This is a genomic window from Methylobacterium phyllosphaerae, assembly GCF_001936175.1.
GTDB lineage: Bacteria > Pseudomonadota > Alphaproteobacteria > Rhizobiales > Beijerinckiaceae > Methylobacterium > Methylobacterium fujisawaense.
In genome coordinates, this window is the sequence record NZ_CP015367.1 from 2,295,502 (window position 1) to 2,318,626 (window position 23,125).

Consider the following 23,125-nt stretch of genomic DNA (forward strand, 5'->3'; position numbering starts at 1 on the left):
CGCCCGCTACCTTCACCGTGACCCGACCTGACGTTCGGGGCGGAGAGCCGATCGATGAAGGCCCACGACGCAGGTGCGGACGTTCCACCGCCGCCCGGCAAGGTCCCGTTCTTTCTCGTAGGGCTTGCCGCAATGGGTCTCCTGGCCTGGGGCGCCTACGGCCATTGGCAGCGCGACGCGGAGGCGACCGCGACGCTGGAGCGGATCAAGACCCTCGTGCCCCAGGTGCGGACCGTCACGGCCGTGCGGGCGGAGGGTCCCGTCGATCTCGTGCTTCCCGGCGAGATGCAGGCCTTCACCACGGCGGCGATCGCCGCCCGCGCCACCGGCTACATCGCCGAACGCCGGGTCGATATCGGATCGCGCGTGAAGGCGGGCGAGCTGCTCCTGCGCATCGCCGCACCGGATCTCGATCAGCAACTCGCGCAGGCCGAGGCGCAGGTCGGACAATTGAGGGCGCAGTTGCTCCAGGCACAGGCGCAGGTCGAGCAGGCGCGCGCCAACGTCAACCTCGCCAACCTCACCAATAACCGCACTTCCACGCTCGCGGTGCAAGGTTGGGCGTCGCGGCAGAACGCCGACAACACCCAGGCCGGTGTGCTCAGTCAGGCCGCGGCGCTCGCCGCCGCAGAGGCCGGCGTGAAGGTCGCCACGGCCAACATCAAGGTGCAGGAGGCCGTCGTCGACCGCCTGAAGGCGCTCACCGCGTTCGAGCGCGTCGTAGCCCCGTTCGATGGCGTCGTAACGGTGCGCAATGTCGATGTCGGGGATCTTGTCCGGGCCGATAACGGCGGGACGCCGCTCCTGAGCATGGATCAGGACAGCACCCTGCGGATCACCGTCAACGTCCCGCAGAACGACGCCATCGGCGTCAAGCCCGGTGTCCAGGCAGCGATCACCGTCCCGCAGATGCCGGGCCGCCGCTTCGAGGGTTTTGTGGAGCGCAGCTCCGTTGCGCTGAACGCGGCGTCGCGTACGTTGACCACCCAGGTGGACGTGCCCAATCCCGACCGGACCCTGCGCGCCGGGCTCTATGCCTACGTCACCCTCAAGATCCCCCGGACCGAGCCCGGCGTAACGATCCCCGCCGAGGCGACGGTGTTCAACAGCAACGGCCTGCAGGTCGCGACCCTGGGCGACGATGACCGGGTGACATGGCGGACGATCCGCGTGCGGCGCGATCTCGGGCGCACGCTGGAGCTGGATTCCGGTCTCTCCGCGGACAGCCGCATCATCTACAGCCCGGCTCCGGACTTGCGCGACGGCCAGTCGGCCGAACCCGTGAAACCGCCGCAGTCGATGGAGCCGCTCCGATCGGCGCAACGCTGATCGGCCGGGAACAGCCCCCTGCAATCCGCGTCGGGCTCACCATCGGCCTCACCCTCGCGCCGAGCGACGGGACGAGCTGTGAGAAGCGCATCAAGAACGCCGAGGTCACCCGCAATCGCGGAAAAGTCCGAGGCGTGCGGCGCGTTGCGGTTCTTCGGGCCTGCGATGGATGAGTGCCCCCAGGTTCGCAGGATCCTGGAGCGCGATCTGCCCGATGTGCCCGCCGGGGAGATCTTCGAGGCCTGTGATCGGCCGGTCTACAGCCTCGGGGCGGATCGCATCTGCGCGTTCACGTCGGCACGCCTCGTCACCGCTTTGCGCGAGGCACTGCGGCGGATCGGATTGCCAGGACGGCGGCCGGAGCCGGACGCGCGCCGCCCCCGCGAGGAGGTCGCGCGCGCCATCGGTCTGTGGACGGAGGGACCGCCCTATTCGGCGGCGTCGAGGCGCGGGCGCTCCACGTGGCTGCGCTCGGCCTTGACCAGCTCGGCGGTCCGGAACGCCACCTCGAGAGCCTGCTCCGCGTTGAGGCGCGGGTCGCAGTAGGTGTGGTAGCGGTCCTGAAGGTCGTCGGCCGTCAGTGCCCGGGCGCCGCCCGTGCATTCGGTGACGTCCTTGCCGGTCATCTCCAGATGGATGCCGCCCGCGAAGGTGCCCTCGGCCCGGTGAACGCCGAAGAAGCCTTCGATCTCTTGCATCACCCGCTCGAAGGGCCGGGTCTTGTAGCGGCCCGCCGGGATCGTGTTCCCGTGCATCGGATCGCAGATCCACACCACCGAGCGCCCTTCACGCTCGACCGCCCGGATCAGCGCCGGCAGGTGGTCGCCGACCTTGTCGGCGCCGAAGCGGCAGATCAGGCTGAGGCGCCCCGGCTCATTCTCCGGGTTGAGCAGGTCGATCAGCCGGATCAGGCCTTCGGCCTTCATGGACGGGCCGCACTTGAGGCCGATCGGGTTCTTGATGCCGCGGGCGTATTCCACGTGGGCGTGGTCGGGCTGCCGGGTCCGGTCGCCGATCCACAGCATGTGGCCGGAGGTCGCGTACCAGTCGCCCGTGGTCGAATCGACGCGGGTCAGCGCCTCCTCGTAGCCGAGCAGCAGTGCCTCGTGGCTGGTGTAGAAATCGGTGGTCCGCACCTCCGGATGCGTCTCCGGATTGATGCCGATCGCCCGCATGAAGTCGAGGGCGTCGGTCATGCGGCCGGCCACATCCTGGTAGCGCGAGGATTGCGGCGAATCCTTCACGAAGCCCAGCATCCAGCGGTGCGCGTTCTCCAGGTTGGCGTAGCCGCCGGTGGCGAAGGCGCGCAGCAGGTTCAGGGTCGCGGCCGACTGACGGTAGGCCTCGAGCTGGCGGCGGGGATCCGGAACCCGCAACTCCTCGGTGAAGCCGATGCCGTTGATAATGTCGCCCCGGTAGCTCGGCAGGCTCACGCCCTCGAGGGTCTCGGTGGGCGAGGAGCGCGGCTTGGCGAACTGGCCGGCGATGCGCCCGACCTTCACCACGGGCGATCCGCCCGCGAAGGTCAGCACCATCGCCATCTGCAGGAACACCCGGAAGAAATCCCGGATGTTGTCGGCGGAATGCTCGTCGAAGCTCTCGGCGCAGTCGCCGCCCTGCAGCAGAAAGGCTTGGCCCGCGGCGACGCGCCCCAGCGCCGCCTTCAGCTTGCGGGCCTCACCTGCAAAGACCAGCGGCGGAAAGCTCGCGATCTGCGACTCGACGGCACCCAGGGCGGCAGCGTCCGGATAGGCGGGCACCTGCTCGATCGGCAGATGTCTCCAGCTTTTCGGTGTCCAACGCTCGCCCATGGTCTCTCTCCGCGCACCTCTTCGTGCGATCGCGCCGTCGCGCGAAGCGCGGCTTATAGAGAGGTTCCTTCACACTTGCGAGTGCCGCGAAACCGGGGGCAGGCGCGCCTCGGCGTCAGGCCTCGCCGTCTTCCACCTCGATCCCGTGCTCGGCCAGGATCCAGAAGATCGCCTCCAGGTCTTCCGCCGACACGTCCCGGGGTGGCAGCGCCTCCTCCAGATCGTCGTAGGTCAGGTTGCGGCTGCGCTGCGCCTCAGCCTTGGCGAGCAGGCGGTCGATGGCCTGACGGATATCGGGCGGCAGGGCATCGTGGCTCGGCGGCCGATGGAAGGCCGGCCGCAGGGCGTCCGCCAGCAGGCCATCGATGATCGCCTGCCGCCGCGCATGCGCGTCGTCCTCGCGTCGTCCCTTGCCTGTGCTCGGCTTGCCCATGCCACAGATATGGCTCGGTCGCGCACCGCGTCGAGGCCCCGCCCGCACGGAGGTTTCAGCCGACGCCGACCGGATGCTTGGTGACCTCCGGAACCCGCATGGTCACGAGCTCCTCGGCGGCTGTCGGATGGACCGCGATGGTCCGGTCGAAATCGGCCTTCGTCGCACCCATGGTCACGGCGATACCGACCGCCTGGATCACCTCCCCGGCATCGTGGCCGAAGATGTGGACGCCCACCACCCGGTCGCTGGCGCAATCGACCAGCACCTTCATGAGGATGCGTTCCTCGCGTCCGGACAGGGTCGCCTTCATCGGGCGGAAGCGCGCCTTGTAGACGTCGATCTTGCCGTAGATCTCCCGGGCGGCCGCCTCGTTGTGGCCGACGACGCCGATCTCGGGGGTCGAGAACACCGCGGTGGGGATCAGGCGGTGATCGACGCAGGAGGGCCTGCCGCCATAGACCGTGTCGGCGAAGGCGTGGCCCTCGCGGATCGCCACCGGCGTCAGGTTGGCGCGGTTGGTCACGTCGCCCACCGCATAGATCGACGGGACCTTGGTCTGCGAATAGGCGTCCACCGGGATCGCTCCGACCCCGTCGGTCTCGATCCCGACGCGATCGAGGCCGAGCCCGTCCACGTTGGGCCGCCGGCCGGTGGCGATGAGCACCTGATCGACCCGGATCTCGCTGCCGTCGTCGAGCTCCGCGCAGAGGCCGCCGTCCTGCCGTGCGATGCGCCGCAGCGTGCGCCCGAGCCGCAGGTCCATCCGTTGGCCGTAGGCCTCGGCGAGGGCGTCGCGGATCTCGTCGTCGAAGCCGCGCAGCAGTTTTTCGCCCCGGTGCAGCAGCGTGGTGCGGCTGCCGAGCGCCGCGAAGATGCCGGCGAATTCCACCGCGATGTAGCCGCCGCCGATCACCAGGATGCGCTCCGGGAGGCTCTCCAGCTCGAACACCTCGTTCGAGGTGATCGCCAGATCGATCCCGGGCACCGCCGGCTCTTTCACCGGATGCGCGCCCACCGCCACGAGGATGCGTTCCGCCCGGACCGTGCGGCCGGACTTCAGCAGGCGGACCGTGTGGGGATCCTCGATCACCGCCCGCTCGGGCACGATCTCGACGCCGGCGCGGATCAGGTTGGCGTCGTAGATGCCTTCGAGCCGGGTCACCTCCGCGTCGCGCCGGCTTTTGAGGGTGCCCCAGTCGAAACGGGGCTGTCCCACCGTCCAGCCGAAGCCCGCGGCATCCGCGAACTCGTCGGCGAAGCGGCCGGCATAGACCATCAGCTTCTTCGGGACGCAGCCCCGGATCACGCAGGTGCCGCCGACGCGGTACTCCTCGGCCAGCATCACCCGCGCGCCGTATCCGGCCGCGATCCGCGCCGCGCGGACACCACCGGACCCGCCGCCGATGACGAAGAGGTCGACGTCGAACGCGCTCATGCCGGACCGTCCCGCTCGGATCTCTCGTTCGCGTCGGCTGGAGACGCCGCACGCATCCAGGTGATGGCAGCGCCGAGCCCCGCCGTCCACCATGCCGCCCAGCCGTTGTGCTCGACGAAGGCGATCGCGGCCGCGCAGGCCACGAGACCGAGGGCCGTGGCGCGGTCCGGCTGCGTCAGCCGCGCGATCCGGGCAAGCATCAGCATCAGCGTCAGGGCGGCGAGGAGGGCGCCGGGCAGGCCCAGCTCGGCCCAGATCTGCAGGAAGCTGTTGTGCGGATGCCCGACCCCGAGCAGGACCCGCATCTCGGGGGGCACCGTCTCCGCGACGGGCGTCTCGGCGAAGCGCGCGCTGGTGCCGAAGCCCGCGCCGCGCCAGGGATCGGCCGCCACGGCGGCGCCGAAGCTGCGCGCGATCGCGACCCGTGCCCGGGAGGAGGACTGGACGAGCCGCTCGTGCGCCGCCTCCGGCATGGCGCGGGCGAGAAGGTCGCCCTCGACCGGGGCGAGCGCCACGGCGAGGCCGAGACCGAGGCCGGCGAGGCCGAGACCTACCCGCAGGGGCAGCATCCGGCCCAGGGCGGCCATCGCGGCGCCGGCCAGCAGGCCGAGCTGGGCGGCGCCGCTGATCGAGCGGAGGACGCCGAGCGCCGTGAAGCCCAGCACCGCCGCCGCCAAGCCCCGGGCGCTGCCTTTCCAGAGCACCAAGGCCAGCGGACCGGCCACGAGATCGAGGGTCAAGGCCGGCCGGTTGTGAACGAAGGCGGCGACCCGGCGCCCGAGCGCACGCTCCAGGGCAAGATCGGAGGCGAGGTCGATCGCGATCAGGAGGCCTGCGAGCCCGACCGCGATTGCGCCGAGGCGCGGCGCGAAGGCCGGTATGCGGCCGGGCGCCAGACAGGTGAGCAGGTAGGCGGCCAGCAGCGTCGGCAGGAACTCCCCGAGAACCCGGAGCGACGCGGCCGGGAACGGGCTCCAGGCGAGCGAGATCAGGGCCCAGGCCAGGAAGGCGAGCGCTGCGCCGGCGAGCGGCGTCCGGAGCGGTCCCAGCAGATGGCGGCGCAGGGCGGCCGCGTCCTCCGCCCAGCGCCCGGCCAGGAAGGCGAGCGCCGCCAGCCCGCAGATGAGCGGGCTCGACCGGTTGGCGAGCACCATGGCGAGCGGCATGACGGCGAGGAGCACGCCGCCCGCCGCGTAGAGGCGGCCGGCCGCGCTCATGGTCGACCTCTCACGGTGATCGACCCGCGGGGGCGGCCACCCTCACTGCATCTGATGCCCGCGCTTGCCCATCTCGGCGCGGACGCGGACCATGACGTATTCCGAGACGTCCTGCGTCCAGTCCTGCATCTCCTGCACCATCTCGTCGAGAAGCTGGGGCTGCGCCTCGACATAGTGCTTCCCGGCGGGCGAGCGGAAGAAGGTCGCGATCTCCTTCAGCTCGGCTTCGGAGAATTTCGACGCGTAGGTCCGCGCCGCGATGTCGATCATGCGCTGCTTCTGCAGTTCCATCTCCGGCTGCAGCGAGGCCAGGACTTCCTCGAGATCCTTGGAAAGCTCGGGCCTGGTGACTGTCTGCTTGCGGATCTGATCGGCGAAGGCGGGCAGCACCGAGTCGAACGAACGGGCGATACCGGAGCTGAGCATCACCTCGCGGGCGAGTGCCAGATGGCTCGGCGAAAAGGTGGAGGCCGCCGGCGTATTGGCGGCCGGGGTGCCGCCCGCCGGGGCATTCGGCTGCGCCGTCGGCTTGGTCGGCGCGGGTTTTTGAGGCTGGGCTGCAGCTGGATGCGGAAGCGCCAGGAGCGCGAGGCCGAGCGCGAGGCCGGGCGCGGCGATGAGGCGTCGGGACATGCTGGACTTTCTTGCGAGGATGACCTGCGATTGAGGACGGCGCCTCAGGCGAGGCTGCCGAGAACGGTGACCTCGGCCTGCCCGTCCCGCGCCGCCGCCAGGATCGCGGCGTCGGCGATGCCGAGGAACAGGCCATGCTCGACCACGCCCGGCACGGCCCACAGCGCGGCGCCGAGAGCCTCGGGATCGGGAATCGCACCGAGATGCGCGTCGAGGATGTAATGGCCGCCGTCGGTGACCAGGGGCTTGCCATCGGGCCGGCCGCGCAGCCGGACCGCACCGGAGCAGCCGGCCGCCGCGACCGCCGCCTCGACGGCCCGGTGCGTGGCCTTGAGGCCGAAGGGATTGACCTCGATCGGAAGCGGGAAGGCGCCCAGCCGCGCCACGTGCTTGGCCGCGTCGGCGATCACCACCATGCGGCGGCTCGCGCAGGCGACGATCTTCTCCCGCAGCAGGGCCGCGCCGCCGCCCTTGATCAGGCGCAGCTGGTCGTCGACCTCGTCGGCGCCGTCGATGGTCAGGTCGAGTTCCGGCTGCTCGTCGAGGGTCGCGAGGCGGATGCCGAGGCTCTCCGCCTGGGCCCGGGTCGCCTCGGATGTCGGGACCCCGAGGATGTCGAGTCCGGCGCCGACCCGCTCGCCGAGGAGCGCCACGAAGGCCGCCGCCGTGGATCCCGTCCCAAGGCCGAGCCGCATGCCCGGCTCGACCAGGTCGAGGGCGCGGGCGGCCGCAGCCCGGCGCAGATCCGGCCCGCTCACCGGGACACCGCCCGATCGGCGAGGTTGGGCGAGGAATCGCGCGTCATGGGCAGCCGGTCTCTCCGTGAGATTCGGTCGGCCCGTAGCACGGGACCGGGCCGACCGGAACGCCCACGCCGGCAAGGCGGCATCACGGCCGCCCACCCTGTGTCGGCGTGGCGCTGGCCCCGGCCCGACCGGGCGCAGGTCCGGTCAGCGGCGCATCGGACGCGCTCTCGACCCCGGGCTTGCCCTGCTGGGTGCAGACGACTTGCTCCTTCTTAACCAGCACGAAGCAGATGCTCATCTCGCCGGTCCGGTAATTCACCCGGAAGACCCCGGCTTCGCGGGTGTGGCGGCTCGCCACCAGCCCGTATTCCGACGGGGTCTGGGGCCCGGCGCCCTCGCCCGGCCCGAAGCAGACCGTCTGGCCGATTCCCCCCGCCGATTCCTGAAGCCCGTACTGGCAGGAGGTGACCTCTCCGGTCACCTTGTCGACCCGGTACATCCGGTTCAGGTCGGTCTGTGGCGCGGGCACGAACTCGAAGGAGGTCGCGGCCGCCGGCAGGGTTTGGAGCACGGCGCAGACGGCCAGAAGGGGCAGAGACGGTTTCATCGCGGATCCCGGGGCTGGTACGCGCTGCGTTTCGCCGCGCTTTCAGGCGAGTCTGGGGCGCTGGGTGAGACGATCGGTGCATCTGCCGCGTCCCCTCCGCCGGCTTGCCCCGCATCGCCGGCCCCGATAGCGACGCCGTTTCGAGATCCCGGCCAGCACGGAGCCCCGCAGGCATGCCCACCGAACCGACGACCCCGCCACCGATCGCCGTGTTCGACCTGGATGGGACCCTCGCGGAGACCGCGGGCGACCTGATCGGCACGCTCAACGTCCTGATGGCGCGCGAGGGGTTGTCGGAGCTGCCCCTTTCCCAGGCGCGCGGGCTGATCGGGGCCGGCGCCCGGGCGCTGATCCGGCGCGGCTTCGAGGCCGAGGGTCGGCCGCTCTCGCCGGAAGACCACGACCGGCTGTTCGATGCCTTCATCGACCATTACGGGGACCACCTTGCCGACACGACCTACCTTTTCCCCGGCGTGGTCGAGGCCCTCGATTCTCTCGAGGCGGCGGGATTCACGCTGGCCGTCTGCACCAACAAGTTTGAGGGGCAATCGGTGGAGCTGCTGCGCCTCCTGGGCATCGGTCACCGCTTCGCGGCGATCTGCGGCCGCGACACCTTCCCGCAAGCCAAGCCCGATCCGCGCCATCTCACCGGCACGATCGCACGCGCCGGTGGCGATCCGGCGCGTGCCGTGATGGTCGGCGATTCCCGGACCGACATCGACACCGCCAAGGCCGCCGGCATCCCGGTGGTGGCGGTCACCTTCGGCTATACCGATCGCCCGGTTTCCGAACTCGGGCCCGATCGGGTGATCGAGCACTTCTCGCAGCTTGTCGAGGCGGTGGGCGCCCTCGTACCGGCCGTACTCGCCTGATCCTCAGCGCAGCCAGGTCTTCAGCCGCGACACCGCTTCGCGGCACTCGGCCTCCGAGCCCGCGAACGAGAACCGGACGTGGTGGTGGCCGAGATCCGGGTCGAAATCGAGACCCGGCGTAGCCGCGACATCGGCCTCGTCCAGCATCCGCCGGCAGAAATCCGAGGCGTCGTCGGTGAGGTTCGAGACGTCGGCGTAGAGGTAGAAGGCGCCGTCGGCGGGATGCACGCGGCCGAGGCCGAGGGCCGGGAGCGCGTCCAGCAGGATCGCGCGGTTGCGCGCGTAGCCGTCGCGCACGGCGTCCAGGTCCTCCGTGGCGTCGAAGGCCGCCAGCGCACCGACCTGCGAGAGGTAGGGCGCCGAGATGTAGAGGTTCTGCGCCAGCCGCTCGATCGGGCGGACCAGCGCCTCCGGCACGACCATCCAGCCGACGCGCCAGCCGGTCATGCAATGGTATTTCGAGAAGGAGTTGATGACGACCGCGTCGGGGTCGAAGCGCAGGGCCGTGACCGTGGGCAGGCCGTAGCTGAGGCCGTGATAGATCTCGTCGGAGATCAGCGGCAGGCCGAGGTTGCGCGTTGCCGCGCAGAGATCCTGCAGGGCGGCCTCCGTGATCACCGTGCCGGAGGGATTGGCCGGGCTCATCACCAGCGCCCCGGCGACCGGCGCGCGGGCATGGGTCTCGCGGAGCAGGGCGGCGGTCGGGGCGAAGCGGTCCTCGGCGCGCAGCACCATCGGCGCCGGAACGAGGTCGAGGGCCGTCAGGATGCTGCGATAGGCCGGGTATCCGGGCTGCGGCACGGCGACCCGGTCGCCGGAATCGAACAGGCTCATGAAGGCGAGGACGAAGCCGGCCGAGGATCCGGTCGTGATCACCACCCGCTCCGGGCTCACCGCGACGCCGTGCCGCTCGGCATAGTCCCGGGCGATGCGGGCCCGAAGGGCAGGCAGGCCGAGGGCCTCCGTGTAGGGGATGCGGCCGGTGGCGAGCGCCGCCTGCGCGGCCGCGATCACCGGGCCGGGCGCGGGGGCGGAGGGCTGGCCCACCTCCATCCGCACCACGTCGACGCCAGCCCGCGCCTTGGCGGCGGCGGCGGCCATGACATCCATCGCGAGGAACGGCTGGACTGCGGCGGCCCGCCGGGAGATCGGGGTCATGGCATCCCTCGCTGCAAAGTCGTCTGCGCCGCGCTGCCGGCGCGCCGGGGGTAGACCCTCGCGGCCCGCGCCTCAACCGGATGCCGGACCGGCAGCCGCGACCGATTCGATCGGCACGGGCAGGATTTGACCGGACGCCGCGAAAACGCCTAACCCAGCCCCTACCGCTCGCGCCACGCGCGGGCCGGCCTGCCGCGCAAGCGAGGATCCATGCCTTTCATCCGCCCCCTGCCCGCGCTGGTCCTGGCGCTCGGCCTCGTCGCCGTCCCCGCCCTCGCGCAGACCGCGACGCCCCCCGCCGCGCCCTTCACGGACGCGCAGCGCGCCGGCATCGAGGCGATCGTCAAGGACTACCTGATCAAGCATCCCGAAGTGCTTCAGGAGGCCCTTGCCGAGGCTGAGAAGCAGCAGGCCGAGACGCAGCGTCTCGCCCAGGCCGCCGCGTTGAAGGAGTCGCGCGAGGCGCTGCTCAACGGGCCTCACGATGTCGTCGCCGGCAACCCGTCGGGCGACGTCACGCTGGTCGAGTTCTTCGATTACAATTGCGGTTACTGCCGCAAGGCGCTGGCTGACGTCCAGACGCTGATCAAGTCCGATCCGAAGCTGCGGGTGGTGATCAAGGACTTCCCGGTGCTCGGCCCGGAATCCCTCGAGGCGAGCCAGGTGGCCATCGCGGTGCGCCAGCAGCTCAAGGGCGACAAGCTGTGGGAGTTCCACCAGAAGCTCCTGGAGACCAAGGGCCGGGTGAACGGCGCCCGGGCGATCCAGGTCGCCAAGGACCTCGGCGCCGACACGACCAAGCTCCAGAAGGACATGGCCTCCCCCGAGGTGAAGGCCGCGCTTAGCGAGAACCGCGGTCTCGGCGACCGTCTGGGCCTCTCGGGCACGCCGGCCTTCATCATCGGCGACGAGGTGATCCCGGGCGCGGTCGGCGTCGAGCCGATCCGCAAGACCATCGCCGACGTGCGCCAGTGCGGCCACGCCTCCTGCTGAGCTGACGGATCGACCCGACGGACCCCGAAGGCGTTCCGCGCAGCCTTGTCGCGCCGGGGCGCCTTCGTCTAAGAGCCGCCAGCCGCAGGGCCGCGGTGGAGGTCCAGGGCCGAGCCCGGATGGACGCACCGACGTGCCGCGAGACGAAGTAGGCCGGATGCCAAAGAACGACGCCATCGATCCCGAACTCGTGCGCGAGCTCGCCAACCTCGTCACCGAGACCGGCCTGTCCGAGATCGAGGTCGAGAAGGGCGACCTGCGCATCCGTGTCGCGCGGCGGCTCGAACCCGTGAATGTTCAGGTGGCGGCGCCCGCGCCCCTCGCGGCCGTGGCCTCGCCCCCGGCGGCGGCCGCGGCGCCGTCCCCCCTCGCCCCGGCCGAGCCGGCCCGCGCGCAGCCCGGCACCGTGCCCTCGCCGATGGTCGGGACCGCCTATCTCCGGCCCTCGCCCGACGCCAAGGCCTTCGTGGATGTGGGCTCGAAGGTCGAGGTCGGCGACAAGCTTCTGCTCATCGAGGCGATGAAGACCTTCAACGAGATCGTGGCGCCCCGCGCCGGCACGATCAGCGCGATCTTCGTCGAGGACGGTCAGCCGGTCGAGTTCGGCGAGGCCCTGCTCGTCATCACTTAGGACGTCCGCCGGGCGCTCGCCGCTCCGTCCCGGACGATGCCGCAACTCAAGAGGATAGAGCATCCTGCGCGGTCCGGGATCGCCAGGACGCCCTAACGGGTCCGATGTTCGACAAGATCCTGATCGCGAACCGCGGCGAGATCGCCCTGCGCATTCTGCGGGCGGCGAAGGAACTCGGGATCGCCACCGTGGCGGTCCACTCCACCGCCGACGCGGATGCCATGCATGTGCGGCTGGCCGACGAGAGCGTCTGCATCGGGCCGCCCGCCGCCCGCGACAGCTACCTCAACATTCCGTCGATCATCGCGGCCTGCGAGATCACCGGAGCGGATGCCGTGCATCCCGGCTACGGCTTCCTCTCGGAGAATGCCCGCTTCGCCGAGGTGCTGGCCCATCACCAGATCGGTTTCATCGGCCCCAAGGCGCAGCACATCCGCACCATGGGCGACAAGATCGAGGCGAAGCGCACGGCGCTGAAACTCGGAATCCCCTGCGTGCCGGGCTCGGAGGGCGGGGTCGAGGATCCCCATGAGGCCAAGCGCGTCGCAGCGGAGATCGGCTACCCGGTCCTCGTCAAGGCGGCGGCCGGCGGCGGCGGCCGCGGCATGAAGGTCGCGCGCACCGAGGCCGAGCTTGAGCAGGCGATCGGCATGGCCCGGTCCGAGGCCAAGGCCGCCTTCGGCGACGACGCGGTCTATCTCGAGAAATATCTGGAGAAGCCCCGCCACATCGAGGTGCAGGTGCTGGGTGACGGGCGCGGCGGCGCCGTCCACCTCGCCGAGCGCGACTGCTCGCTCCAGCGCCGTCACCAGAAGGTGTGGGAGGAAGGCGGCTCGCCGGCGCTCAACGAATCGATGCGCGCCGAGATCGGCGGCATCTGCGCCAACGCCATGAAGGAACTCGGCTATCTCGGCGCCGGGACCGTCGAGTTCCTGTACGAGGACGGCCGGTTCTACTTCATCGAGATGAACACCCGCATCCAGGTCGAGCATCCGGTGACCGAAATGATCACCGGAATCGACCTCGTCATCGAGCAGATTCAGGTCGCCTCGGGTGGGGCGCTCTCGGTCAGCCAGGCGGACATCAAGGTCGAGGGCCACGCCATCGAGTGTCGGATCAATGCCGAGCACCCGGAGACCTTCCGGCCTTCGCCGGGCGAGATCACCCATTATCACACGCCGGGCGGCCTCGGCGTCCGGGTCGATTCGGCGGCGTTCCAGGGCTACCGGATCCCGCCGAACTACGATTCGCTGATCGGCAAGCTGATCGTCCATGGCCGGACCCGCAACGAGTGCCTGATGCGCCTGCGCCGGGCGCTGGACGAGTTCGTGATCGACGGCATCGACACGACGCTGCCGCTGTTCCGGACGCTGGTCCGCAACCCGGACGTGCAGAACGGCCTTTACGACATCCATTGGCTGGAGCATTTCTTGGAAGACGGCGGCATGAAAGCCTGACCGGACCGGGGCGGGGCTGCGGCGACCGCTCCACGCGCGGGATCTGGTCTTCGCGCCGGCCGCGCGCGACACTCACGGCATGCACGATTCCGCCCGCGTGGACATCACCCCCGAGATCCTGCTGAAGGCCTACGCGGCGGGAATCTTCCCGATGGCGGAGGACGCCGACGACCCGACGCTCTATTGGGTCGAGCCCAAGGCGCGGGGCGTGTTGCCCCTCGACGCGTTCCGCGTCCCCCGGCGCCTCGCCCGGACGGTGCGGTCCGACCAGTTCGTGGTCCGCTGCGACACCGACTTCGAAGCTGTGATCGACGGTTGCGCCGCGCCGCGCCGGGACAGCGAGCGCACCTGGATCAACGCACGGATCCGCGAACTCTACGGCGCCCTGTTCGATCTCGGCCATGTCCACACGGTCGAGGTCTATGCGGGCGCGGACGGGCGGCTCGTCGGCGGCCTGTACGGTGTCTCGCTGGGGGCGGCCTTTTTCGGGGAGAGCATGTTCCACGAGGTGCGCGACGCCTCGAAGGTCGCCCTCGTCCACCTGATGGCCCGCCTCCGCGCCGGGCACTACCGGCTCGCCGATACCCAGTTCGTCACCGACCATCTCACCCAGTTCGGCGCCGAGGAGGTGCCGCGGCACGTCTACAAGCGGCGGCTCGCCGAAGCCCTCGATCAGGTCGCCGACTGGAACGTCTGGCCCGGCGACGGCTCGATGCCGGGCGCGCGGGTCCTCGAGGCTCTGGAATCTCCGGACCTGCCTTAGGGTCGAGATCCCAGAGGATCCCGGTCGAGCTGCCAGGCGTCGGAGCGGACGATCCGGAGGCCGGCGTCAGCGCCGGCGCCGGTGCCGGTAGCCGGTCGAGAACGAGGCGTACTGCCGGCCGCGCGCGGACCGGTAGCGCCGGCGGCGGCTGGTGCTGGCCTCGGCCGTCTCCTCCACCTGGGGGATTGGCTCTGCCATGGCGGCCGCCGGGGTGGCAGCCGTGGCCACAGCGGTGTCGGCCGAGGCGTAGCCGCCGGCGACGTTCTTGGCCGCGGGGCCGAACATCGCGAGGCATTGATTGTAGGCGAGGTCGTTCTTCAGGCGCTCGCATTCACCGATAGAGCGCGGGGTCCCCTGAGCCAGGACCGGCAAGGGCGCCAGCATCACGACGAGGGCAGCCAGAGGCGTAAGGCATAGGGACGGGCGGTGCACGGAGCGGGATCTCGAGCGGGAACGGGCAGGCTTGTGATCCCCGAGTGCGGCAAAATCGAGGGATCGGCGTCAGCGATCGGGCCGCTCCATCCACCGGATCAGCGGCATCAGCGGGAAGATCCAGGCGATGCCGAGAATCGAGTAGATCACCGCCTGCACCGGCGCGGGCGTCTCCGCGATGCGGCTGTCGGCCAGGGCCATCGCCAGCGGGCCGTAGAGGCAGACGAAGGCGAGGATCACGAGGGTGCCGATCAGGGTTCGGGTGCGGCGACGCATTGCTGTGTCCGTGGCCTCGCGGCCGGCGCTCCCGGCGCCGACCGGGGACGGCTACCGTCCTGTGGTCCGGTTGGCAACGCGCCCGCTGACGCGGGCTGCGGCGCCGGCGCCGTTGCTGGGCGGTCGGACATCCCCTAACCCGAAGGCGGCGGCCGGGGCATCCCGGCATCCGCGGAAGGGACGGGCATGGACATGAGTGGCGCGGGCGACCGGCGGTCGGGGGCGGTGCGAACCTGGCTCTACGTGGTCGCGGCCATGGTCGTCGCCATGGTGGCGGTCGGCGGCGCGACGCGTCTGACCGGGTCCGGCCTGTCGATCACCGAGTGGCGCCCCGTGACCGGGGCGATCCCCCCCCTCACCGAGGCCGACTGGGCCGCCGAATTCGCCAAGTACAAGGACACGCCGCAATACAACATCCTCAACCAGGGGATGGGGTTGTCCGCGTTCAAGGTCCTGTATGGCTGGGAATGGGGCCATCGCGTCCTCGGCCGGCTCATCGGCCTCGTGTTCTTCCTGCCGCTGATCGTGTTCTGGTGGCAGGGCCGGATAAGCCGGCGTCTCGGATTCGGGCTGCTCGGCCTCGGCGTGCTCGGCGGCCTTCAGGGCGCCATCGGCTGGATCATGGTCGCTTCGGGCCTCCAGCCCGGCATGACCGCGGTGGCCCCGCTCAAGCTCGCCCTGCACCTCACCACCGCCAGCCTGATCCTGGCCGGCCTCGTCTGGCTGGCGGCGGGCGAGCGCCGCGGCGTCCTGGCGCCGGTCCCGGCACGCCTGCAGGCGACCGCGATGGTGCTCCCGATCCTGGTGCTGGTGCAGATCTTCCTCGGAGGGCTCGTCGCCGGCTCCCATGCCGGCCTCGTCTTCAATACCTGGCCCACCATGGACGGCGCTTTCGTGCCGCCGCTGGACAGCCTGTTCGCGATCCGGCCCTGGATCGAGAACTTCGTCGACAACCACGCCCTGGTTCAGTTCGACCATCGGGTGACGGCCTATCTGGTCCTGGTCGTGGCGATCCTTCACGCCATCGACGCCCGCCTCACCGGGCCGGCGAACGCGGCCGGCCGCGCCAACGGTGTCGTGATCCTCGTTCTCGCCCAGATGGCGCTGGGAATCGCGACGCTGCTCCTCGCCGTTCCGCTCTGGGCGGCGCTCGCGCATCAGGTGCTGGCCATGGCCGTGCTGACGATGGCGACAGTCCATGCCCGGGTCAGCCGGGGATCCGGCGTAGTGATGCCGGCGGCCGCGGAGCCGCCCCTGGGGTTCGAGGGGCTGGCGAGAGGCCGGATCTAGGCTATCGTGCGGTGCGGCCATCGTGCTGCGCTGCACGAGACTTTTACCGCTTTTAGTGGAACCTTGGGATAACTCCGCATCAGCAATCTGCACGGGGAACGACTTAGACTTCTCAAGCTTTATGCTGCAAGCGTTGCAGGAGGCTTCAAGATGTCTCTCGCGGAAGATGGCCGACCCCTCTCCCTGACCTGGCACTACACGCCGCGGGAGATCGTGGCGGATGGCGTGATCCACGGCCTCGGCGTTCTCCTCGGTTTCGCCGGCGCGGTAGCCCTAGTGGCCACGGCGGTCACCACACATCTCGGCCTCGGCGAGCGGGCGGCGGTCGTCGTCTACGCCGCGGCACTGGTCCTGATGCTCGGCGTCTCTGCCCTCTACAACCTGTACCCCGTGAGTCCGCGCAAATGGCTGCTCCGCCGCGCCGATCACGCCCTGATCTACCTGATGATCGCCGGCACCTACACGCCGCTGGTCGCCCTCGTGGGTTCGGGGATCCGAGCCTATGCGCTGCTGGCGATCATCTGGGTGGTGGCGCTGATCGGGATCGCCGTGAAGCTGCTCCTGCCGGGCCGGTTCGATCGGCTGTCGATCGGCCTCTACCTGCTGCTGGGCTGGAGCGGCCTGCTCGCGTACGAATCCGTCATCGCAGCGCTCCAGCCCACGGCTCTGTGGCTGCTGGGCATCGGCGGGGCGCTCTACTCCATCGGTGTGATCTTCCACATCTGGCGGACCCTGCCCTTCCAGAACGCGATCTGGCACGGCTTCGTCCTGGCCGCGGCGGCCTGCCATTACGGGACGATCTGGGCCAGCCTGAACGGCGCACCGCTGACATAGGGCGGGATCGGTTGCGGCCTCGCACGTAAAACTCCGCTTACCGTCCCGACCGAAAGGTCGAGCCCCCCGATCCTGCTTTAAGTGTCCCGCGACCACCGGTGGATCATAACCTGGGAACTTATATTCCCGGGAGCTGAACCGTGGTCCCGAAGTCGAACGCCCCTGGCAGTGCTGAGCGTTACCGGATCCTTCACGTGTTCCGGGCGCCCGTAGGCGGCCTGTTCCGGCACGTAATGGATCTCGCCCGCCTGCAGGCCGCCGCGGGCCATCAGGTCGGGATCGTCTGCGACGCCACCACCGGAGGCGAGCGCGCCGCGGGAGCCCTGGCGGATCTGCTGCCGATCCTCGATCTCGGCCTCCTCCGCATCCCCATGCGCCGTAATCCGCATCCGTCGGACTGGTCCTGCCTCCGGAACGTCGCGCAACGGGCTGCCGCGGTCGGCGCGGAGGTGCTTCACGGTCACGGCGCCAAAGGCGGTGTCTTTGCACGCCTTGCCGGGGCGGGCCCGGCGATCCGCGCGTACACCCCGCATGGCGGCAGCTACAATTACCGTCCGGGCACTGGGCTCCACCGTCTCTACATGGGGGCCGAGGCGATGCTGGCCCGCCGCACCGACGCGTTCCTGTTCGAGAGCGAGTACGTCGCCGGCCGGCACCGGCGCTTCGTCGGCGGTCCCGAGCGTGTGACGCGGATCGTGCACAACGGTATCGCCGAGGCCGAGTTCGCGCCCCTGGACCGCGTCGCGGAGCCCTTCGACCTGCTCTATGTCGGCGAGCTGCGGGAGGCCAAGGGTCTGCCCTTTCTGCTCGAAGCCCTGGTCCGGCTCCGCGCCGAGGGCCGGGCGCTGCGCCTGCTGATGGTCGGCTCGGGCCCGGATGCCCAGAGCCTCCGCGAGACCGTGGCACGCCTCGGTCTCGCCGACGCGGTGGCGTTCGAGCCGCCCCAGGCGATTCGCTCCGTCCTCGCCCGCGGACGGATCCTGGTCGTCCCGTCGCTGGCGGAATCGCTGCCCTACGTCGTGCTGGAAGCCGCGGCGGCGGCGCAGCCCCTGGTCGCCACCCGAGTCGGCGGCATACCGGAGATCTTCGGTCCGGCCGCATCCGATCTGGTCTCGTCCGGGGATGCGGGCGCGCTCGCAGACGGCATCCGGCGCGTCCTCGACGCCCCACCCGATGTGCTCGCCGCCCGGACGCAGAGCCTCAGCGCATCGATCCGGCAGCGCTTCTCGCTGGAGCGGATGGGCAGCGAGGTGATCTCCGGCTACGCCGCGGCCTTCGAGGCCCGCGCGCAAAGCCGCAAGCCTGCCCCCGGTGAGATCGCCGGAGCCCGGACCGCCTGAGCTCGGTCGCAGGGACGTGATGCGCCGGGGCTTGTGCGTCGCAGTGGAAAAGGCGGCGACAGCCTCGCCCTTAAGTCTTCAATCAATGCCCCGTGCCAAGCTCCGTTCGAAGTGGCGGCTGCAGGGCTCGGGGGGAGCCGATCGATGAGCGCGTTCGATATTCGCGATCTTCTCGACGCCGCCGTGCCGATGGAGGCCTCTTCGGCGCCGGCTCGTGACAGCGTCCCCCTCGCCGAGGCTGCGGTTCCCGGGCCCACGGCGATCTCTCCCGTCGTCGTGGCCGGGCTGGTGCGCGCGCTGGAATGCGCCTTGATCTTCGGCCTCGGCACGCTCCTGCACGTGCTGATGCTGCGCGGCCGCGTGCCGTTCGGTCTGACCTATGCAGGCGCCATCGGGATGATCGCCGTGACCACCGTGACGCTGATTCAGGCGTCCGGCGGCTATCGGATCGCCGCCTTCCGGAGCTTCTTCAGGACGGCGATCCGGCTGATCGTGGCGTGGTCGCTGACCTTTCTGATGGTCGCCACCGGCCTCGTGCTGGCCAAGGTGGCCGACCATTACTCGCGCCTCTGGCTGGGAACCTTCTTCGGCGCCGGCCTCGCGATGCTGCTGATCGGGCGCTTCGTCCTCTTCCGGATCATCGATGCCCAGACCCGGGCCGGACGGTTCGACCGGCGCACCGCCATCGTGGGCGGCGGCCAGCCCGCGGAAGCCCTGATCGCCGCCCTGGAGACACAGAGCGAGAGCGGCATCCGAATCGTCGGCGTGTTCGACGACCGCAACGCCGATCGGTCATCGGACGTGGTGGCGGGGCATCCGAAGCTCGGCAATGTCGACGACCTCGTGGCCTATGCGCGGCACGCCCGGCTCGACCTGATCGTCTTCACGATCCCGATCACCGCGGAGGCGCGCATCCTCCAGATGCTCGCCAAGCTCTGGGTTCTGCCGATCGATATCCGGCTCTCGGCCCACGCCGCCAAGCTGCGCCTGCGTCCTCGCAGCTACTCGTATCTGGGCTCGGTTCCGGTGCTCGACGTCTTCGACAGGCCGATCGCCGATTGGGACGTGGTGGTGAAGGCGGTGTTCGATCGGTGCGTCGGTCTGATGATGCTTCTGGCGCTGTCGCCGCTCATGCTGGTGATCGCCCTCGCCGTGCGCCTGACCTCCCGCGGGCCGGTCCTGTTCCGGCAGAAGCGCCACGGCTTCAACAATGAGCTGATCGAGGTCTACAAGTTCCGCTCGATGTACGTGGATCAGTGCGATGCCGGCGCCGCCAGGATGGTCACGCGGGGCGATCCGCGCGTGACGCCGGTCGGCCGCTTCATCCGCAAGACCTCGCTCGACGAGTTGCCGCAGCTGTTCAACGTGCTGAAGGGCGACCTGTCGCTCGTCGGCCCGCGCCCGCACGCCCTTCAGGCGAAAGCCGCCAACACCCTGTACGATCAGGTGGTCGACGGGTACTTCGCCCGCCACAAGGTCAAGCCCGGCATCACCGGCTGGGCCCAGGTCAACGGTTGGCGCGGCGAGACCGATACGTCCGAGAAGCTGCAGCGGCGCGTCGAGCACGACCTCTACTACATTGAGAACTGGTCGGTTCTGCTCGACCTGCAGATCCTGCTCACCACGCCCTTCGCGCTGTTCAAGACCGAGAACGCCTACTGAGCAGAGGGGCCGGCACCCGGACGGTGCCGGCCACGGGTGCCGCTACGGCAGGGCGCCCGCCTTCTCCTTGGCCTTCATGATCGTGTCGCGGCAGCCCTGAGCATCCCCGGCCTTGTCCTGCTGGCTCGCCTGCGCGACGAGCTTCTTGGCCTCCTCGACACCCGCAGCCGTGGGCTTCACCGCGGCATCCGACTCGGTGAGCTTCGGCGGCGTGTCGAGCGCCTTGGGCGAGTTGGACGAGGTTGGGCCGCCGGGCGGCGTCTTGCCCGTCACTGCGACGGCGCCGGCGCTGTCGAGCCGCCTCTGCAGCGTAGAGACCTCGTCGGCGCACGGGGTCGCCAGGGCCGGCGTGGCGGCCGCCAGGGCCAGGGCTGCAACGGCGAAACGCATGATCATCAGGATGAAACTCCACGGTGTCGGATTGCGGCCGGCGCTGACATCCCGTTCCTGAGCGGATTGTGACGCGCCGGCGCGGCTACCGGGGAGACGCCGGGCAGACGGGCCCGTTCCCGAGACAGGAGGCCGCATGCAGGGCCGCGAAACGCGACGGGCGCCCCGCGCGGCCGGTCGGCCGCGGGAGGCGCCCGCTTCTGGACACCTGGGACGGATCAGTACTTCCGGATGATCGGCTCCGGCGACATCGGCACGGGGTCGGCACCGAAGGCGTAGCGGATGCCGGCGTAGACCGAGAACGGCTGCGCCAGGGTCGTGGTCCGCGGATCACTGATCCGCAGGTTGCCGGCCACCGCGCCCGGCTCGGCAAAGGTGCCGAACGTGGCGTAGCGGTTGTTGGTCAGGTTGGTGATCAGGCCGAAGACCTCGAGGTTCTTCGTCACCTGATACTTCGTCTGGAAGTTCAGCACGTAGTAGGGCGGCAGCTTACGGTTCAGATTCGACTCGTCGCCGCGGAAGTAGGACGAGGAGAACGCCTGGAGGTAGAGGCCGAACTGCCAGCTGGGCGTGACGAAGTAGTCGAACCCGGCCTTGATCTGATGGGTCGGCACCAGCGGCACGATGTTGCCCTTGCGGACCTGGATCGCGCCGTCATCCGCCAGCGGGTTGTTGGGCGACGACAGGGTGCCGTTGAACTGGAAGGTCGCATCCACCAGCGCGTAGTTGGCGTAGACCCGCAGGTAATCCGCCGTGTACTCGCCGCCGACCTCGATGCCCTGCCGCTGCGTCGACGGCACGTTGACGAAATAGGCGCGGGCGGTGTTGCCGGGGGTGGCCAGCGACAGGATGTCGTTGGCGAGGTCGGTGCGGAAGGCGCCGATCTTGTAGGTGATGATGCCGCCGTCATAGGTGTTCGGCAGCTGGCCGCGGAAGCCGACCTCGTAGGTCCGCCCGGTGACCTGCTTGAGCGGCGGGTCGGCCACCAGCGAGTTCGGCAGCAGGCACGGCCGGTCCGGGTTGGCGCAGGCCAGTTCCAGCGGGGTCGGGGCGCGGTTCGACTCCGAGTAGCTGCCGTAGAGGTTCAGCGCGTCGAAGAACCGGTAGGTCAGGCCGGCGACCGGGTTGATCTTGTTGAAGTAGTGCGTGCCGGTCACGTCCGGCGAGAAGCCGGTGAGATCCTCGCTCTGGATGCGCGCGAAGTTGAGCCGGGCACCGGCGGTCAGCGACAGCCGGTCGGTCACGTCGAGCGTGTCGAGGGTGTAGAGGCCCATATAGAGGTTGGAGCCGTTGACCGAGCTCGGCGCGATGCCCAGCGCGCCCGCGGTCCGCAGCTGCGGCGTGCCGAGGCCCGGGATGTTGCCGTAGAACGGGTTGCTCGGATCGGTGGTGATCGACAGGTTCGGGTTGATCACGCCCAGGGTGCTGGACGACTTGAACGAGTAGTTGGCCGCGTCGATGCTGCCGCCGACCACGAACGTGTTGGACAGGCCGAAGATCCGGTCGCGGTTGGCCGCCTGCAGCGAGCCGCCGAAGCCGGTGGCTTCCGTCCGGGTCGTGTCCAGCGTGCCGTACGGGATGCCCGCCCGGAACGGGATCCGCTGGTTCTGCTGGCCCAGGATCAGGAACTGGTTGCGGAAGGCGTTCTGCGACTGGCCGGCAGCCGGGCTGAAGCCGTCATCCTCGAAGCAGAGATTCCCGCGGAAGCTCGACCGTGTACTGCAATTCTCGAAGTTGCCGTCGTTGCCGTCGACGTAGGTCTGGCTGAAGCGGCGGAAATAGGCGTTGCCGGCGAGATCCCAGGTCGGCGAGATGTCCACCCGGCCGGTGAGCTGGAGGGTGCCGACCTCGGTGGTGGTGGTCTGCGGGTAGGTGAAGATCGCCCGCGGGTCGCGGTGGGTGAAGTCCACCGGGGTGGCGGCGGCTGCGCCGAAGAAGCTGCGGGCGGCGAGCCCGATCAGGTGGAACTCCGAATCCTGAGAGCGGTAGCCGATATCGCCGTAGATCCGGCCGATCGTGCTCGGGCTCTCGTAGCGCCAGCCGCGGTCGTTCAGGCCGTCGCCGGTGAAGTAGACGCTCCAGGGGCCGGAGACCTTGCCGTATTCGAGGTAGCCGGCGGTGCGTGCGTCCGAGCCGCCCCAAGCCGAGATCTCGGTCCCCTGCCAGGTGAAGCCGTTCTTCATCTGGATGTTGACCGCGCCGCCCAGCGCGTTGAGGCCGAAGACCGGGTTGCCGGTGACGACGTCGATCCGCTGGATCGCCTGCGGGGGGATCAGGTCGAAATTGACGATGTCGCCGAAGGCTTCGTTGATGCGCACGCCGTTCTGGTAGACGGCGAGTCCCTGCGGCACGCCCTGGACCGGCGAGGCCGTGAAGCCGCGATAGGTGATGTCGACGCGGTTGTTGTTGCCCTGCGAGTCGGAGACGTTGATGCCGGGGGTGCGCCGGGCCAGCGTCGTGGTCAGGTTGTTGCTGGCGCGATCGATCGTGAGATCGCTGGCGGTGACCGACTCGACGGTGCTGGGGATCTTGTAGAGGGGCTGCTCGGAGCCGCGCAGCCGCGTTCCGATGCTCGGTCCCACCGAACCCGCCGGCGGCACCGGGCCGGGCCCGTTGAAGATCTGCGCCTGGCTCGAATTGCCGCCGCCGGACCCGACCGGCGACGTCGAGACGACGCTGATCTCGCCGAGCGTCACCGATTGCTGAGCCTGCACGGCGGTGGGGAGAACCGTTCCCGCCAGGACCGATGCTGACGCGACCAGGCTGCTCCGAAGCGCCCGAAGTGACATCCCCAACCCCCTCAAGACCGAACA

At 69.9% G+C, this 23,125-nt stretch carries 22 protein-coding genes; 10 read left to right on the forward strand and 12 right to left on the reverse strand.

The window, feature by feature from the left end:
- Nucleotides 1–54: 54 nt before the first annotated feature.
- Nucleotides 55–1,329 (forward strand): efflux RND transporter periplasmic adaptor subunit, encoded by a 1,275-nt coding sequence (locus tag MCBMB27_RS10235; protein WP_075380348.1) that lies wholly within the window; start codon nt 55–57, stop codon nt 1,327–1,329.
- 428 nt (nt 1,330–1,757) lie between these two features.
- Here MCBMB27_RS10235 and MCBMB27_RS10240 read toward each other — a convergent pair whose 3' ends face one another.
- The 7 genes from MCBMB27_RS10240 to MCBMB27_RS10270 all read right to left on the reverse strand — a co-directional run bounded on the left by MCBMB27_RS10240 (nt 1,758) and on the right by MCBMB27_RS10270 (nt 8,214).
- Nucleotides 1,758–3,140 carry a class II 3-deoxy-7-phosphoheptulonate synthase gene (locus MCBMB27_RS10240; RefSeq protein WP_043380697.1) on the reverse strand — a complete coding sequence of 461 codons (1,383 nt, stop codon included), beginning with the start codon at nt 3,138–3,140 and terminating at the stop codon, nt 1,758–1,760.
- Nucleotides 3,141–3,255: 115 nt separating this feature from the next.
- Nucleotides 3,256–3,573 carry an RNA polymerase sigma factor region1.1 domain-containing protein gene (locus MCBMB27_RS10245; protein WP_043380700.1) on the reverse strand — a complete coding sequence of 106 codons (318 nt, stop codon included), beginning with the start codon at nt 3,571–3,573 and terminating at the stop codon, nt 3,256–3,258.
- 55 nt (nt 3,574–3,628) lie between these two features.
- Entirely contained in the window at nt 3,629–5,011 is a 1,383-nt protein-coding gene (gene gor / locus MCBMB27_RS10250) for a glutathione-disulfide reductase (protein WP_075380349.1), read from the reverse strand.
- Entirely contained in the window at nt 5,008–6,228 is a 1,221-nt protein-coding gene (locus tag MCBMB27_RS10255) for an O-antigen ligase family protein (protein WP_083683459.1), read from the reverse strand. Before MCBMB27_RS10255 ends, gor begins: the two co-directional genes overlap by 4 nt.
- 42 nt (nt 6,229–6,270) lie before the next feature.
- Entirely contained in the window at nt 6,271–6,861 is a 591-nt protein-coding gene (locus tag MCBMB27_RS10260) for a DUF2059 domain-containing protein (RefSeq protein WP_043380704.1), read from the reverse strand.
- A gap of 44 nt (nt 6,862–6,905) precedes the next feature.
- Nucleotides 6,906–7,619 (reverse strand): ribose-5-phosphate isomerase RpiA, encoded by a 714-nt coding sequence (gene rpiA / locus MCBMB27_RS10265; protein WP_053610672.1) that lies wholly within the window; start codon nt 7,617–7,619, stop codon nt 6,906–6,908.
- A gap of 130 nt (nt 7,620–7,749) precedes the next feature.
- Nucleotides 7,750–8,214, reverse strand: coding sequence for a hypothetical protein (locus MCBMB27_RS10270; RefSeq protein WP_043345945.1), 465 nt, complete (start codon nt 8,212–8,214; stop codon nt 7,750–7,752).
- Between the two features lie 173 nt (nt 8,215–8,387).
- On the opposite strand from MCBMB27_RS10270, the gene MCBMB27_RS10275 reads away from it, so the two are divergent.
- Nucleotides 8,388–9,086, forward strand: a complete 699-nt coding sequence (locus MCBMB27_RS10275; RefSeq protein WP_075380350.1) for a phosphoglycolate phosphatase — start codon at nt 8,388–8,390, stop codon at nt 9,084–9,086.
- A 3-nt stretch (nt 9,087–9,089) separates the two neighbouring features.
- On the opposite strand, the gene MCBMB27_RS10280 is transcribed toward MCBMB27_RS10275, so the two are convergent.
- A complete protein-coding gene (locus tag MCBMB27_RS10280; protein WP_053610674.1) occupies nt 9,090–10,244 on the reverse strand; it encodes a pyridoxal phosphate-dependent aminotransferase in 1,155 nt (384 codons plus the stop codon).
- Between the two features lie 210 nt (nt 10,245–10,454).
- Here MCBMB27_RS10280 and MCBMB27_RS10285 point away from each other — a divergent pair, with 210 nt between their 5' ends.
- The 4 genes from MCBMB27_RS10285 (at nt 10,455) to aat (ending at nt 14,088) form a co-directional block, all read left to right on the forward strand.
- Nucleotides 10,455–11,237 (forward strand): DsbA family protein, encoded by a 783-nt coding sequence (locus MCBMB27_RS10285; protein ID WP_043345940.1) that lies wholly within the window; start codon nt 10,455–10,457, stop codon nt 11,235–11,237.
- A gap of 157 nt (nt 11,238–11,394) precedes the next feature.
- Entirely contained in the window at nt 11,395–11,868 is a 474-nt protein-coding gene (gene accB, locus MCBMB27_RS10290; protein WP_053610675.1) for an acetyl-CoA carboxylase biotin carboxyl carrier protein, read from the forward strand.
- A 104-nt stretch (nt 11,869–11,972) separates the two neighbouring features.
- Entirely contained in the window at nt 11,973–13,325 is a 1,353-nt protein-coding gene (accC, locus tag MCBMB27_RS10295) for an acetyl-CoA carboxylase biotin carboxylase subunit (protein WP_043380714.1), read from the forward strand.
- A gap of 79 nt (nt 13,326–13,404) precedes the next feature.
- Entirely contained in the window at nt 13,405–14,088 is a 684-nt protein-coding gene (aat, locus tag MCBMB27_RS10300) for a leucyl/phenylalanyl-tRNA--protein transferase (protein ID WP_043757844.1), read from the forward strand.
- A gap of 66 nt (nt 14,089–14,154) precedes the next feature.
- Here the strand turns inward: aat and MCBMB27_RS10305 are convergent, their stop codons facing one another.
- Both MCBMB27_RS10305 and MCBMB27_RS10310 read right to left on the reverse strand, forming a co-directional pair.
- Nucleotides 14,155–14,520 carry a hypothetical protein gene (locus MCBMB27_RS10305; protein ID WP_083683462.1) on the reverse strand — a complete coding sequence of 122 codons (366 nt, stop codon included), beginning with the start codon at nt 14,518–14,520 and terminating at the stop codon, nt 14,155–14,157.
- A gap of 69 nt (nt 14,521–14,589) precedes the next feature.
- Nucleotides 14,590–14,796, reverse strand: coding sequence for a DUF2842 domain-containing protein (locus MCBMB27_RS10310; RefSeq protein ID WP_043345928.1), 207 nt, complete (start codon nt 14,794–14,796; stop codon nt 14,590–14,592).
- Between the two features lie 186 nt (nt 14,797–14,982).
- Here MCBMB27_RS10310 and MCBMB27_RS10315 point away from each other — a divergent pair, with 186 nt between their 5' ends.
- From MCBMB27_RS10315 to MCBMB27_RS10330, 4 genes are all read left to right on the forward strand, one after another.
- Nucleotides 14,983–16,086 (forward strand): COX15/CtaA family protein, encoded by a 1,104-nt coding sequence (locus MCBMB27_RS10315; RefSeq protein ID WP_075380352.1) that lies wholly within the window; start codon nt 14,983–14,985, stop codon nt 16,084–16,086.
- Between the two features lie 150 nt (nt 16,087–16,236).
- A complete protein-coding gene (trhA, locus tag MCBMB27_RS10320; RefSeq protein WP_043345925.1) occupies nt 16,237–16,920 on the forward strand; it encodes a PAQR family membrane homeostasis protein TrhA in 684 nt (227 codons plus the stop codon).
- A 140-nt stretch (nt 16,921–17,060) separates the two neighbouring features.
- Nucleotides 17,061–18,260 (forward strand): glycosyltransferase family 4 protein, encoded by a 1,200-nt coding sequence (locus MCBMB27_RS10325; protein ID WP_075380353.1) that lies wholly within the window; start codon nt 17,061–17,063, stop codon nt 18,258–18,260.
- Nucleotides 18,261–18,404: 144 nt separating this feature from the next.
- Nucleotides 18,405–19,922 (forward strand): undecaprenyl-phosphate glucose phosphotransferase, encoded by a 1,518-nt coding sequence (locus tag MCBMB27_RS10330; protein ID WP_075380354.1) that lies wholly within the window; start codon nt 18,405–18,407, stop codon nt 19,920–19,922.
- 42 nt (nt 19,923–19,964) lie between these two features.
- Here the strand turns inward: MCBMB27_RS10330 and MCBMB27_RS10335 are convergent, their stop codons facing one another.
- A complete protein-coding gene (locus MCBMB27_RS10335) occupies nt 19,965–20,318 on the reverse strand; it encodes a hypothetical protein (RefSeq protein ID WP_078947280.1) in 354 nt (117 codons plus the stop codon).
- A 212-nt stretch (nt 20,319–20,530) separates the two neighbouring features.
- Nucleotides 20,531–23,101, reverse strand: a complete 2,571-nt coding sequence (locus MCBMB27_RS10340; RefSeq protein WP_075380355.1) for a TonB-dependent receptor — start codon at nt 23,099–23,101, stop codon at nt 20,531–20,533.
- Nucleotides 23,102–23,125: the final 24 nt, after the last annotated feature.

What these genes read in the sequence shown, in the direction of transcription:
- MCBMB27_RS10235 (WP_075380348.1), top strand. Translation starts at nt 55, where the DNA reads ATGAAGGCCCACGACGCAGGTGCGGACGTTCCACCGCCGCCCGGCAAG.
- MCBMB27_RS10240 (WP_043380697.1), bottom strand. Translation starts at nt 3,140, where the DNA reads ATGGGCGAGCGTTGGACACCGAAAAGCTGGAGACATCTGCCGATCGAG.
- MCBMB27_RS10245 (WP_043380700.1), bottom strand. Translation starts at nt 3,573, where the DNA reads ATGGGCAAGCCGAGCACAGGCAAGGGACGACGCGAGGACGACGCGCAT.
- gor (WP_075380349.1), bottom strand. Translation starts at nt 5,011, where the DNA reads ATGAGCGCGTTCGACGTCGACCTCTTCGTCATCGGCGGCGGGTCCGGT.
- MCBMB27_RS10255 (WP_083683459.1), bottom strand. Translation starts at nt 6,228, where the DNA reads ATGAGCGCGGCCGGCCGCCTCTACGCGGCGGGCGGCGTGCTCCTCGCC.
- MCBMB27_RS10260 (WP_043380704.1), bottom strand. Translation starts at nt 6,861, where the DNA reads ATGTCCCGACGCCTCATCGCCGCGCCCGGCCTCGCGCTCGGCCTCGCG.
- MCBMB27_RS10270 (WP_043345945.1), bottom strand. Translation starts at nt 8,214, where the DNA reads ATGAAACCGTCTCTGCCCCTTCTGGCCGTCTGCGCCGTGCTCCAAACC.
- MCBMB27_RS10275 (WP_075380350.1), top strand. Translation starts at nt 8,388, where the DNA reads ATGCCCACCGAACCGACGACCCCGCCACCGATCGCCGTGTTCGACCTG.
- MCBMB27_RS10280 (WP_053610674.1), bottom strand. Translation starts at nt 10,244, where the DNA reads ATGACCCCGATCTCCCGGCGGGCCGCCGCAGTCCAGCCGTTCCTCGCG.
- MCBMB27_RS10285 (WP_043345940.1), top strand. Translation starts at nt 10,455, where the DNA reads ATGCCTTTCATCCGCCCCCTGCCCGCGCTGGTCCTGGCGCTCGGCCTC.
- accB (WP_053610675.1), top strand. Translation starts at nt 11,395, where the DNA reads ATGCCAAAGAACGACGCCATCGATCCCGAACTCGTGCGCGAGCTCGCC.
- accC (WP_043380714.1), top strand. Translation starts at nt 11,973, where the DNA reads ATGTTCGACAAGATCCTGATCGCGAACCGCGGCGAGATCGCCCTGCGC.
- aat (WP_043757844.1), top strand. Translation starts at nt 13,405, where the DNA reads ATGCACGATTCCGCCCGCGTGGACATCACCCCCGAGATCCTGCTGAAG.
- MCBMB27_RS10310 (WP_043345928.1), bottom strand. Translation starts at nt 14,796, where the DNA reads ATGCGTCGCCGCACCCGAACCCTGATCGGCACCCTCGTGATCCTCGCC.
- MCBMB27_RS10315 (WP_075380352.1), top strand. Translation starts at nt 14,983, where the DNA reads ATGGACATGAGTGGCGCGGGCGACCGGCGGTCGGGGGCGGTGCGAACC.
- trhA (WP_043345925.1), top strand. Translation starts at nt 16,237, where the DNA reads ATGTCTCTCGCGGAAGATGGCCGACCCCTCTCCCTGACCTGGCACTAC.
- MCBMB27_RS10330 (WP_075380354.1), top strand. Translation starts at nt 18,405, where the DNA reads ATGAGCGCGTTCGATATTCGCGATCTTCTCGACGCCGCCGTGCCGATG.
- MCBMB27_RS10335 (WP_078947280.1), bottom strand. Translation starts at nt 20,318, where the DNA reads ATGATCATGCGTTTCGCCGTTGCAGCCCTGGCCCTGGCGGCCGCCACG.
- MCBMB27_RS10340 (WP_075380355.1), bottom strand. Translation starts at nt 23,101, where the DNA reads ATGTCACTTCGGGCGCTTCGGAGCAGCCTGGTCGCGTCAGCATCGGTC.